This window comes from Nocardia arthritidis (assembly GCF_011801145.1).
GTDB classification, from domain to species: Bacteria; Actinomycetota; Actinomycetes; order Mycobacteriales; family Mycobacteriaceae; genus Nocardia; species Nocardia arthritidis_A.
Genome location: NZ_CP046172.1, coordinates 1 through 12,357, shown reverse-complemented (window position 1 = coordinate 12,357; position 12,357 = coordinate 1). Strand labels below are relative to the sequence as shown.

The window sequence follows — 12,357 nt, the reverse complement described above, 5'->3', positions numbered from 1 at the left end:
TCCCGTCGGATAACCAAAACGGCCGGTAGCCGACCCTTTGGGGGCGGTACCGACCGTTGTGCGAGTGCGCTGAATCAGTCCGGATCGGCCAGGGTGACCTGGATGCCACCGACGAGATCGCAGCATTGGTTGTAGATGAAGGTGCCGACGGTGGCCAGTGCGGTGAACAACACCACATTGATGAGCCCGATGACACCCGCGTAGCCGAATACCGTTCCGGCGCTGATCAATCCGCCGGATCCGCTGTCGGAGGAGACGATATCGGTGAAGCTGCTGTTGAGCCGTCCCCATACGCCCATGCCCTCGAGCACGATGTAGAGCAATCCGACGGCGAGCATCCACACGAAGAACATGGCGACGCTGATCACCAGGGTGATTTTCAGCGTCGACCACGGGTCGATGCGGCGGATTTGTACGGTTGCCCGCAATGGTTCGCCGGTGGCGACGGATTGTGCGACCGCGACCGGTACCGCGGGCGAGATCGGCGCCTGCGGTCCGGTGGTTTCGGTGGGTGGCAGGGGATGCCGGATCTCGGAGAGGTCCGGCATGTCCTTGATCAGTTCGGGGCGGGCGATGCTGCGGGTCGGTCCGTCGATGCCGACGGACTTCACCATCGCCGCCTCTTTGCGTGCGGCCTTGGCGGCGAGGTCGGCGGTGGTGCGCGCGTTGGTCATACCGCCGCCGAGCCCGACCGATCCGGCGGGCCGCCCGGTGACCGGCGCCTGCCCGGGCCGGAACAGGTTGGACTGCGGTTCCCGCTGCGGAAGCTGCGACCACCCGTCCTGGTACTGCGCATTGCCGTTGGACTGTTCCGCGTTATCCGGTGCCGCCGCCTCGGCGCCGGACGACTCTTGGCTGTCGTGCGGCTGGGCACCACCCGGTTGGCCGCCGTTCGGCTGCCCGTTGTCACCGGACGCGACCGGCCGGGGAATCGGCCGCGGCGGGATCGGTGACGGTGCGATCCGCTCGGTCACGCCGTTCGTCTGGTGCCGCTCGTCGTTCGGCTGATTCGGAGTGGTCAATGGGATTCCTTAGATCCGTTCGTTGCCGCCGGTGTGAGGATTTATTGATCGGAAGAACCGGTGGAGTCGTCGTTGGCGTCCGGGTCGGGTTCATCGGCGTTGCGCGCGATAGCAAGCAACGTATCCCCATCCGCGAGGTTCATCAATCGCACGCCCTTGGTCTGTCGTCCAGCCTTCCGAACCTGATTCGCCGCCGTGCGGATGACACCACCGCCGGAGGTGATCGCGTAGAGCTCGTCTTCGTCGTCGACGATGAGCGCACCGACCAGCGTGCCACGCCGCTCGTCGTACTGGATGGTCAATACGCCTTTACCGCCACGTCCCTGCGGAGTGTATTCCTCGATCGCGGTGCGCTTGGAATAACCGCCCGAAGTCGCCACCAGCAGATAGGTGTCTTCGCGAACGACATTGAGCGACAACAGCTCGTCATCGGCATTGAACCGCATGCCCTGCACGCCGGAGGTGGCCCGGCCCATCGGGCGCAGCGCCTCGTCGGTGGCGGAGAACCGGATCGACTGCCCCTTCGCCGACACCAGCAGCAGGTCGTCATCGGCCGAACACAGTACGGCGCCGACGAGTTCGTCGTTGTCGCGCAGGTTCACCGCGACGATGCCGCCGCTGCGGTTGGAATCGAAATCGGACAGCTTCGACTTCTTCACCAGGCCGTTCTTGGTGGCCAGCACCAGATACGGGGCGTCCTCGTACGACTTGATCTGGATGATCTGGGCGATCCGCTCATCCGGCTGGAAGGCGAGCAGATTCGCCACATGCTGGCCGCGGGCGGTGCGGTTCGCCTCGGGCAGCTCGTACGCCTTGGCCCGGTAGACCCGGCCCTTGTTGGTGAAGAACAGCAGCCAGTCGTGCGTCGAGGTGATGAAGAAGTGCTTGACCAGGTCGTCCTGTTTGAGACCCGCGCCCTGCACACCCTTGCCGCCGCGCTTCTGCGAGCGGTAGAGATCGGTCTTGGTGCGCTTGGCGTATCCAGTCTCGGTGATCGTGACGACCACGTCCTCGCGGGCGATCAGATCCTCGTCGGCGACGTCGCCGTCGGCGGAGATGATCTGGGTGCGCCGCTCGTCGCCGTACTTCTCCACGATCTCGGCGAGCTCGTCGCGCACGATCGCGCGCTGACGCTCCGGCTTCTCCAGGATGTCCTTCAAATCGGCGATCTCGGCCTCGATCTTGGCCAACTCGTCGATGATCTTCTGCCGTTCCAGGGCGGACAGGCGGCGCAGCTGCATATCGAGGATGGCCGTCGCCTGGATCTCGTCGATATCGAGCAGCTGCATAAGGCCGGTGCGCGCGGTATCGGTATTGGCCGACCGCCGGATCAGCGCGATGACCTCGTCCAACGCGTCGAGCGCCTTGACCAGACCGCGCAGGATGTGCGCGCGCTCCTCGGCCTTGCGCAGCAGGTAGCGGGTGCGCCGGATGATGACGTCCAACTGGTGCTCGACGTAGAGCCGGATCATCTGATCCAGGCGCAGCGTGCGCGGCACACCGTCGACGATCGAGAGCATATTCGCGCCGAAGCTGGTCTGCAGCTGGGTGTGCTTGTACAGGTTGTTCAGCACGACCTTGGCGACCGCGTCGCGCTTGACGGTCACCACGATCCGCATACCCGCGCGGTCCGACGACTCGTCGTGGATATCGGAGATGCCGGCGATCTTGCCGTCCTTCACCTGCTCGGCGATCGAGTTGATGAAGTTGTCGGTGTTCACCTGGTACGGCAGTTCGGTGATGACGATCGTGGTGCGGCCGCGGTTGTCCTCTTCGATCTCGACGACGCCGCGCATCCGGATCGAGCCGCGACCGGTGGTGTACGCGTCGCGGATGCCCTGACTGCCGACGATCAGGCCGTAGGTCGGAAAGTCCGGACCCTTGACCCGGTCCATACAGGCGGCGAGGGTGGCCTCTTCGTCGGCGTCGTGGTGCTCCAGCGCCCAGTAGATGGCCTCGGCCAGTTCGTTGAGGTTGTGCGGCGGAATGTTGGTCGCCATACCGACCGCGATGCCGTTGCTGCCGTTCATCAGCAGGTTCGGCACCCGGCTCGGCAGGACAACCGGTTCCTGCGAGCGGCCGTCGTAGTTCGGCGCGAAATCGACCGTCTCATGGTCGATTTCGCGCAGCAGCTCCATCGCGAGCGGGGTCAGCCTGCATTCGGTGTACCGCATCGCGGCCGCGCCGTCATTACCGCGCGAACCGAAATTGCCTTGGCCGTCCACCAGCGGGTAGCGCAGCGACCATGGCTGCGCCATGCGGACCAGCGTGTCGTAGATCGACGCGTCGCCGTGCGGGTGGTAGTTACCCATGGTCTCGGCGACCGGGCGGGCGGACTTCACATAGCCGCGATCCGGCCGGTAGCCGTTGTCGTACATCGCGTAGAGCACGCGGCGGTGCACCGGCTTGAGGCCGTCGCGCACATCGGGCAGCGCACGGCCGACGATCACGCTCATCGCGTAATCGATGTAGCTGCTCTGCATTTCGTTCTGGATGTCGACCGGCTCGATCCGGTCACCTGCACCGCCGTTCGGGGGCAGCGTGGTCTCAGTCATGCGGTGGTCTCCTTAGAAGCCTGGCTGGAAATGGCGCTGTAGCAGCGGAATTCCGCGCCGGCTACACGTCGAGGAAGCGAACGTCCTTGGCATTGCGAGTGATGAAGCTGCGACGTGCCTCTACGTCCTCGCCCATCAGGATGCTGAACAGCTCGTCGGCCGCGGCCGCGTCGTCGAGCGTCACTTGACGAAGCACCCGCACCGCCGGGTCCATGGTGGTTTCCCACAGCTCCTTCGCGTTCATCTCGCCGAGACCTTTGTAGCGCTGCACGCCGTCGTCCTTGTTGATCTTCTTGCCCGCGGCCAGACCCGCCTCGAGCAGACCATCGCGCTCTCGGTCCGAATACGCGAACTCCGGATCGGCGCGCTGCCACTTGAGCTTGTACAGCGGCGGCTGCGCCAGATAGACGTGTCCGTGTTCGACCAGCGGCCGCATGAAGCGGAACAGCAGGGTCAACAGCAGTGTCGAGATGTGCTGGCCGTCGACGTCGGCGTCGGCCATCAGCACGATCTTGTGATACCGCAGCTTGGTGATGTCGAACTCGTCGTGGATACCGGTGCCGAAGGCCGTGATGATCGACTGGACCTCGTTGTTCTTGAGCACCCGGTCGATGCGCGCCTTCTCGACGTTGATGATCTTGCCGCGCAGCGGCAGGATCGCCTGATACATCGAGTCGCGGCCCGACTTGGCCGAACCACCGGCGGAGTCACCCTCCACGATGTAGATCTCGGACTTGTGCGGATCCTTGGATCGGCAGTCGGCCAGCTTGCCGGGCAGCCCGCCCAGATCGGTCGCGCTCTTGCGCCGCACCAGCTCGCGCGCCTTCCGCGCCGCGACCCGGGCCTGCGCCGAGGAAACCGCCTTGTTCACAATGGTTTTGGCATCGGCCGGATTGGCCTCGAACCAGTGCGAGATGTGCTCGTTGCAGGTGCGCTGGACGAACGATTTGACCTCGGTATTGCCGAGTTTGGTCTTGGTCTGGCCCTCGAACTGCGGATCCGCGATCTTCACGCTCACGATGGCGGCGAGACCCTCGCGGATATCGTCACCGGTGAGGTTGCCGTCCTTCTCCTTGAGGAGCTTTTTGTCCTTCGCGTACTTGTTCACCACCGTGGTGAGCGCCGCGCGGAAACCCTCCTCATGGGTACCGCCCTCATGGGTGTTGATGGTGTTGGCGAAGGTGTGGACCGATTCGGAATAACCCGAATTCCACTGCATGGCGACCTCGACCTCGTGGCCGGTGCCCTTGCCGGTGAAGGAGACGATGGAGTTGTGGATCGGCTGCTTCGTCCGGTTGATGTGCTTGACGAAATCCTCCAGACCACCCGGATAGTGATAGGTCCTGGTCTTCACCTTCGGCTCGGCCGGCGGCGTGTTCTCGTCGGCGTGCTTGGGCGCCTCGGCGGTTTCGCTGACCACCTCATCGGTGATGTCGCCCTCGTTCACCCGCTGATCGGTCAGCGTGATGGTCAGGCCCTTGTTCAGGAATGCCATCTCCTGCAGGCGGCGCGAAACCGTTTCGAAGCTGAAGGTGGTGGTCTCGAAGATCTCCGGGTCCGGGAAGAACCGGATGGTGGTACCGGTGCGCTTGGTGGGCTCACCCTGGACCAGCTTGCCGGGCCTGGCGTCCTTGTACTCCTGGGTCCAGTGGTAGCCGCCGTAATTGATCTCGGCCTCGAGGCGGGTCGACAGCGCGTTCACCACCGAGATGCCGACGCCGTGCAGACCGCCGGATACCGCGTAGGACTCGCCGTCGAACTTGCCACCGGCGTGCAGCTGGGTCATGACCACTTCGATGGTGGGGATGCCCTGCGCGTGCATATCGGTCGGGATACCGCGACCGTCGTCGACCACCTCGACACCGCCGTCGGCCAGGAGGGTGACATCCACCTGCGAGGCATATCCGGCCATCGCCTCGTCGACCGAGTTGTCGACGACCTCCCAGATCAGATGGTGCAAACCGCGCTCACCGGTGGAGCCGATGTACATACCGGGGCGTTTGCGTACCGCTTCGAGACCCTCGAGAACGGTGATGGAGTCGGCACCGTACGTCTGCTTGCCTGACTTGGGCTGGGTCGAACCGTCTGCGTTGGAGTCGTTGGCAGCCACTGGTCGGTAGCTCTCCTTACTTGCTGATCCCTGGCGCAGCCGTCGAACAGCACACGTATGGCCCCGTGGTCTTGACTGGTCGAGAATTACGGGTCCGCGCGCGGGCTGTCCGGAACGCGCCGAAGGTATCGCCGCTAGTTACGTCACCATCCTACTGGTACGGCCAACCTACAGTGCACCTACGACACCCCTCACGGCTCCGTGAATGCGAGAAATCGGATTGTCACGGGTCCGGTTGTGCCTACGGCCGGTTTCGCGGCCCCCTCCGCACGTTCGGACCGTTCCGGGCCGACCCATGGGGCGCCGGGGCGGGCGCGTCGGTCGGCGAGCCGATTGGGTTCCACGTGAAACCGTCCATCGGCTGGACCTGCCGTCGTCCGAGTCGCTGACACCGCGCCTCCGCGAACCTCCGGCATACGAAACCGGTTGGCGCAGTTGCGGTGTCGATCAACGAATTCATCGACATGTGGATAGCTTCTGTGGATAACGTGCCGCCGGGCGCACAGCCGGATTATCCGTAGGTGTCACGCGGGCCGCGGCCCTTGATGTGCCGCTCGCCCTTGCGCCAACTGGGCGCCGCGGGGCCGGAGATCTTCACCGAGGTCACCACGCCGTTGCCGACCGCGGCGGCGATCTTCGCCAGGATCTGGCTCTGCAGCATCCGGAGTTGGGTGGCCCAGGCCGTCGATTCGGCGGCGATGCTCAACACGCCGTCCTTCAGCGAAATCGGGGTGGCATGTGCGGCGATATCCTCGCCGACCACACCGGCCCAGCGGCCGAAAACCGTTCCCTCGGCGACCTTTCCGGACCAACCGCGACTCTTGGCGATCGATGTCGTGAGGCTGGAGAGCAGTTGCGGGTCCCGGTCGTCGGGCCGGGCGCCCGACCAACCGGTGCGCCGCCGTGCACCGGTCCGCAGGGACCGGCGCGGCGAGGCCCGGCCCTGACCGACCGATTTACCGCTGGCCCGCGCCGCGGCCCTGGCCTCCTCCAGCGCCCGGCGGGCCAGGTCGATACCGCGCAATTCCGGCTCGTCGCCGGGCTCCCGATCGCCCTGCTGCTCGGTCATCGCACGCTCCGTTTCCGACTGGGTTGTCCCCAGATTTGTTCAACTATCCCCAGCCTCGGGGTGGTGTTGCTGGCGGACGGTTCCGTGGTGGCCCACAACCACGGTCGTCGATCGAACACCCGTTCGTGGTGATTATTCGAGTTGCCCACAGGCCCCGCCACCGCCTGTCCAGCCGATAGCTGAGATCCGAGACCTGATCACCGCACCGAAGTTCTCCACAGGTCCTGGGGATAATCCGGGACGGCGACGGCGCGGCGCGGGCCGCGACGCACGGCAACTGTACGACAGCGCACCGTCGGCCGCCGTGCGCCGCGCGTCCCGGCACTGTCCGGTACACAATGTCGCTGTGGAGCGTTTGCCGCGGCCGCACCCGAGATTCGTCAGGTGACGAGTCATCGGTCTCTCCACAACTGTTGATAAATCAGGTCATATCTGTGGAAACGATCACCCGGCGACCGGTCCCGCCGCCTCGACGATGTGCGAGGTCCGCCGATCGGCCGCACCGGTGGTTTCCACCCGCAGCGGTACGGCCGCCAGTTCGGCAGGCACATCCTCCGGCACCGCCGCGGTGATCAACACCTGTTCGGCGCCGGCCGCCACCGCGGCCAGGGCCGTGCGCCTGCGCCGATCGAGTTCGGCGAACACATCGTCGAGCAAGAGCACCGGCTCGGTACCCGCGGTGCGCAGCAGTTCGAATGCGGCGAGCCGCAGCGCCAGCGCGAAAGACCACGATTCCCCATGACTGGCAAAGCCCTTCGCGGGTGCCGTGCCGAGCAGCAGATCCAGTTCGTCGCGGTGCGGGCCCACCAGGCAGACCCCGCGCTCCAACTCCCTGGATCGCGCGGCGCCCAATTCCCGCAGCACGATCGCCTCCAGTTCCGCCGTGTCATCCGCCTGGGGTTCGCGTGCCGGATCCAGGAACTCCGGCGGTAGATAGGAGCTGCGGTATCCGATTGCGGCGGAGCGTGATTCGGGCGCGATCGACCGATATGCCTGTGCCAGATGTGGATAGAGCTCGTGCACCAGCCGGAGCCGCTGCGCCAGCAACACCGCGGCATGGGTGGCCAGATGACCGTCCCAGGCATCGAGCGTGCTCAGGTCGGCCTTCGAACGCACGTGGCGCCCAGCGGTTTTCAACAGCGCGGAGCGTTGCCGCAGCACCCGGTCGTAATCCGAACGCACACCGGCGAGCCGGGGCAGCCGAGTTGTGCACAGTTCGTCCATGAACCGGCGGCGCTCACCGGGATCGCCGCGGACCAGGGCCAGATCCTCCGGCGCGAACAGCACCGTCTGCAGGATGCCGAGAATTTCGCGGGGTCGGCGCACCGGAGATCGGTTGAGCTGGGCGCGATTTGCCGCACCCTGCTGCAACTCGATATCGATGCGCAGCTCTCGGCCCGCGTTGACAACGGTGGCACCGATCCGCGCACGCTCGGCTCCCATCCGGATGAGCGGTGCGTCGGCCGCCACCCGGTGCGAACCGAGGGTGGCCAAGTAGCCGACGGCCTCGAGCAGATTCGTCTTGCCGTTGCCGTTCGATCCCAAGAAAACCGTTCGGCCTGGGGATAATTCGAGTTCGCTGTGCTCCCAGGAACGGAAGTCGCGCAGCGCGAGTGCCCGTATGAACACAGATGCCCGAACGAATCAGCCCGGCAACCGGACCGGCATGAGCAGGTAGATGTAGTCGCTTTCCAGCGCGGCGAACGCACCCGAATCCAGCGCCTCGGGCTCCTCCTCGGCCGCGGGCAGCAGCACCGCGGGACGGCTCGGCGTGGTGAATCCGAAGGTCACCCTGTCGGCGTGCAGTGCGGACAGGCCGTCGATCAGGTAACCCGGGTTGAACGCGATGGTCAGCGATTCGCCACGGAAGTCGGCCTCCAACCACTCCTCGGCACGGCCCGCGTCGTCACCGCCCGCCGAGAGCAGCAGGCCCTCGCCGGAGAACTCCAGCCGCACCTGGGCGCCGCGCTCGGCCACCAGGGCGACGCGCTTGATGGCATCGATCAGCGATGCGACGGGCAGCGTGGCGATAGACGTGTGCTCCTTGGGGAGCAGCTGACGGAACTTGGGGAATTCCGCGTCCAGCAGTCGCGTCGTGGTGCGGCGACCGGCGTTGACGATGCCGAGCAGGCCGTCCGCGCCCGCACCGGTACCGAGCGAGAGCTGCACCGGCTGATCGGATGCGCCGAGTGTCTTGGCGGCCTCGGACAGCGTGCGCGCCGGAATCAGCACGGCGGTCTCGATATCCGGCTTGGCGGGCTGCCATTCGATATGCCGGACCGCGAGCCGGAACCGGTCGGTGGCCGCGAGCACCGCACGCGAACCCTCGATCTCCACCCGGATACCGGTCAGCATCGGCAGCGTGTCGTCCCGGCCCGCGGCGACGGCGACCTGACCGACCGCCTGAGCGAAGACGTCGACACTCAACTCACCGGTCTGCTCGGGCACCTCGGGCAGCTGCGGGTAGTCCTCCACCGGCATGGTCGGCAGCGAGAACTTCGCACTGCCACAGGCGATCAGCACGCGGGTGCCGTCGACCGAGACGTCGACCGGCTTGTTGGACAGCGCCTTGGTGATATCCGCGAGCAGACGACCCGAGACCAGGACCTGGCCGGGACCGGCGACCTCGGCGGCGACCCGCATCTGCGCGGACACCTCGTAGTCGAAGCCGGAGACGGTGAGCCCGTCCTCATCGGCGACCAGCAGCACACCACCGAGCACCGGAACCGGCGGGCGCGAGGGCAGGCTGCGTGCCACCCAAGCCACCGAATCGGCGAAATCCTCACGGGCGACCCGGAACTTCATGGCACCGGAATCGAAATCCTCTCGGGCGACCCGAGACGTCGTGCTTGCAAGCTCCATCGCCCGATCTGTCCTCTCCAGTTCCGTGATCTCTGATCTGTAGTCGGTTCGTCAGCGTGGTTCTCGTCAGGGATGCCTTGTCGCCGCGATTCGAAGTCTGGCACAGGCGACCGACATCAAACCGTACCCGCGTGCGCGACGGCTACCTAGTCCGACCCTCCGGTCATTGTGCGCCGAGTGCGGGCGACGTTCTCGATTCGCCGGAGCCCGTTCGTCTTCTCCTTGCTCCTCGGTCGGTGAGTCGCTCGGCGGCCGGACCCTCGTCGACCAACTTTCCACACAGCCTGTTTTGAAGAGAGATTTCTAAGAAGAAGAACTGAAGTAGTAGTAGGCACTGTGGAATCTGTGGAGTTGGGCCGTTTTCGCAGCTCACAGGGTGTGGTGCCGTGGGGATGACCGTCGGGTGACTCGAGGATGAACGCGAGGCGTCTGTGGAGGTTCGGAGTCTGTCCACCGATCATCCTCGAGCCGTCCTCGAGTTGTTCCACCGGATTCACCCGGTTGTTCACACGTGTGCAGGAAATCGTGGACTACCCGTGGAATCCTCGAGGACTCAACAATGACTCCTCGAGGATTCCACAGCCCGAAACGCCGGTACGTCGCTGGTCAGGGGCCGTGCATAGATTCAGCTGTGGAAACTGTTGATTCCACCGTGTTAGCGAACGGCCGCCGCGACGCTCCCCACAGCTGTGGACGAACCGGTGGATAACCTCGTGATTCCTCGAGGACTCCACACGTATTCCTCGAGGAATCCACAACCCATAAAAAAGCACCGCCCCAGGTCAGAGGCGGTGCTCGGGTGTTAGCGGAGGTTCAGCGCGAGCGCTGTTTGATTCGGGCTGTGAGTTCCTGAACCTGGTCGTAGACCCGGCGCCGTTCGGTCATCTCCTTGCGGATCTTCTTCTCCGCGTACATCACCGTGGTGTGGTCGCGTCCGAAGGCCTGTCCGATCTTGGGCAGGGATAGGTCGGTCAGCTCGCGGCACAGATACATGGCGATCTGCCTGGCCTGCGCCAGCGGCCGCGCCTTACCCGGGCCGGTCAGCTCCTCCAGCGTGGTGTTGAAGTATTCGGCGGTGACGGCCATGATCGTCGCCGCGTTGATCTCCAGCGCCGCGGTATCCGGCATCAGGTCGCGCAGCACCACCTCGGCCAGCGGCAGATCTAGCGGTTGCCCGTTCAGCGAGGCGAACGCGGTCACCCGGATCAGCGCGCCCTCCAACTCGCGGATATTGCGCTCGACCCGGCTCGCGATCAGCTCCAGCACGTCGTGCGGTACGTCGAGCCGATCCATCCGCGCCTTCTTGCGCAGGATGGCGATGCGGGTCTCCAGCTCCGGCGGCTGCACATCGGTGATCAGGCCCCATTCGAATCGGGTGCGCAACCGCTCCTCCAGCGTCGCCAACTGCTTGGGCGGGCGGTCGGAGGAGACGACGATCTGCTTGTTCGCGTTGTGCAGCGTGTTGAAGGTGTGGAAGAACTCCTCCTGGATACCTTCCTTGCCCTCGATGAACTGGATGTCGTCCACCAGCAGGATGTCGGTCTCCCGGTAGCGGCGTTTGAACGCCACCTTCCGGTCGTCGCGGAGGCTGTTGATGAAGTCGTTGGTGAATTCCTCGGTCGAGACGTATTTCACCCGCATGCCCGGGAACAGCCGCTGTGCGTAGTGGCCCGCCGCGTGCAGCAGGTGGGTTTTGCCCAAACCCGAAGCGCCCCAAACGAATAGCGGATTGTAGGCCCGGGCGGGCGCCTCGGCGATGGCCACCGCGGCGGCATGCGCGAAGCGATTGGACGCGCCGATGACGAAGGTCTCGAAGGTGTACTTGGCATTCAGGCTTGCCGAGGACGGCGCGGCGGGCGCCGGATTCTCCTGGCTCTTGGTGAAGTACGTGGGCCAAGCCGGGTTGCGGACCTGGACCACCGGCTCGTCGTCACCGTGCTCGTCCGGTATCGGCTCGCGCACCGATTCGTGTGCCGCGGCGATTCCGGGTTCGTCGACCGGCGCGGGTTCGCGCAGCTGCGGTCGGCCCTGACCGCGCGGCGCCGGCGTCGGCTCGGGATTGAACAGCGATTCCTGACCCGGCGGAATCGAGGAATCCCGGCGGGGCGGCAGTCCGGGTTCGCGGCGCGGCGGGGGCGGATCGTGCGGCAGGCCGTCGGGGCCCGGATAGTCGCCGCGGGCCGGGTATTCCGTGGTCGGGTAGTCGTCGCGGCCGTAGTCGGCCTGTGGCAAATACTCGGCGGCGGGTCCGTACTCCGCCGCGCCCGGGTACTCGGCCGATGGCGCGAAGTCGTTCGGCTGTGCATAACGCGGCGCCGGATAGTCGCCGCGGGCCGGATAGTCCACAGCCGGGTAACCGCCCTGTGCACGACCGGCGTCCCGGTTGCGCTCGGGCCTGCTCGTCATCCTGGCGTGGCGCGGATTGGCACCGGATCGGTCGGCGGGCTGGGTGGCGGGCGCCGCGATCCGAACGCCGAGTCCCTCCACCTGCAGGCCGAGCCTGCGAGCCAGCGAGCGCAGAATGGGTTCGCGCAGGTCGCGTTCGATGGCCTCCTGGGCCAGCGACGACGGCACCGACAGCAGCGCGAATCCCTGCGCCACCGTCAGCGGTTTGACCAGCTTGAGCCAGGCCTGCTGGGCCCTGGTCACGGCCGGGATGGCACCATCCGGCGAACCGGTGGTGAGCTCGGCAACCACCTCGGGCCATACGGTGGCCAAAACGTTCTGCTCGTCGTCCAA

7 protein-coding genes are annotated in these 12,357 nt (G+C 65.7%); all 7 read right to left on the bottom strand.

Annotated features, from left to right (window positions below):
- Positions 1-74: 74 nt before the first annotated feature.
- Positions 75-1,022: a DUF3566 domain-containing protein gene (locus F5544_RS00035; protein WP_167471261.1), complete on the bottom strand. Its 948-nt coding sequence runs from the start codon at positions 1,020-1,022 to the stop codon at positions 75-77.
- 41 nt (positions 1,023-1,063) lie between these two features.
- A complete protein-coding gene (gene gyrA / locus F5544_RS00030; protein ID WP_167471260.1) occupies positions 1,064-3,577 on the bottom strand; it encodes a DNA gyrase subunit A in 2,514 nt (837 codons plus the stop codon).
- A 61-nt stretch (positions 3,578-3,638) separates the two neighbouring features.
- Entirely contained in the window at positions 3,639-5,687 is a 2,049-nt protein-coding gene (gene gyrB, locus F5544_RS00025) for a DNA topoisomerase (ATP-hydrolyzing) subunit B (protein WP_167471259.1), read from the bottom strand.
- 511 nt (positions 5,688-6,198) lie between these two features.
- Entirely contained in the window at positions 6,199-6,756 is a 558-nt protein-coding gene (locus F5544_RS00020) for a DUF721 family protein (RefSeq protein ID WP_167471258.1), read from the bottom strand.
- Between the two features lie 444 nt (positions 6,757-7,200).
- Complete coding sequence (recF, locus tag F5544_RS00015) at positions 7,201-8,385, bottom strand: DNA replication/repair protein RecF (protein WP_167471257.1); 1,185 nt, start codon at positions 8,383-8,385, stop codon at positions 7,201-7,203.
- A 15-nt stretch (positions 8,386-8,400) separates the two neighbouring features.
- Positions 8,401-9,561: a DNA polymerase III subunit beta gene (gene dnaN / locus F5544_RS00010; RefSeq protein WP_167478878.1), complete on the bottom strand. Its 1,161-nt coding sequence runs from the start codon at positions 9,559-9,561 to the stop codon at positions 8,401-8,403.
- 870 nt (positions 9,562-10,431) lie between these two features.
- Positions 10,432-12,357 carry a chromosomal replication initiator protein DnaA gene (gene dnaA / locus F5544_RS00005; RefSeq protein ID WP_167471256.1) on the bottom strand — a complete coding sequence of 642 codons (1,926 nt, stop codon included), beginning with the start codon at positions 12,355-12,357 and terminating at the stop codon, positions 10,432-10,434.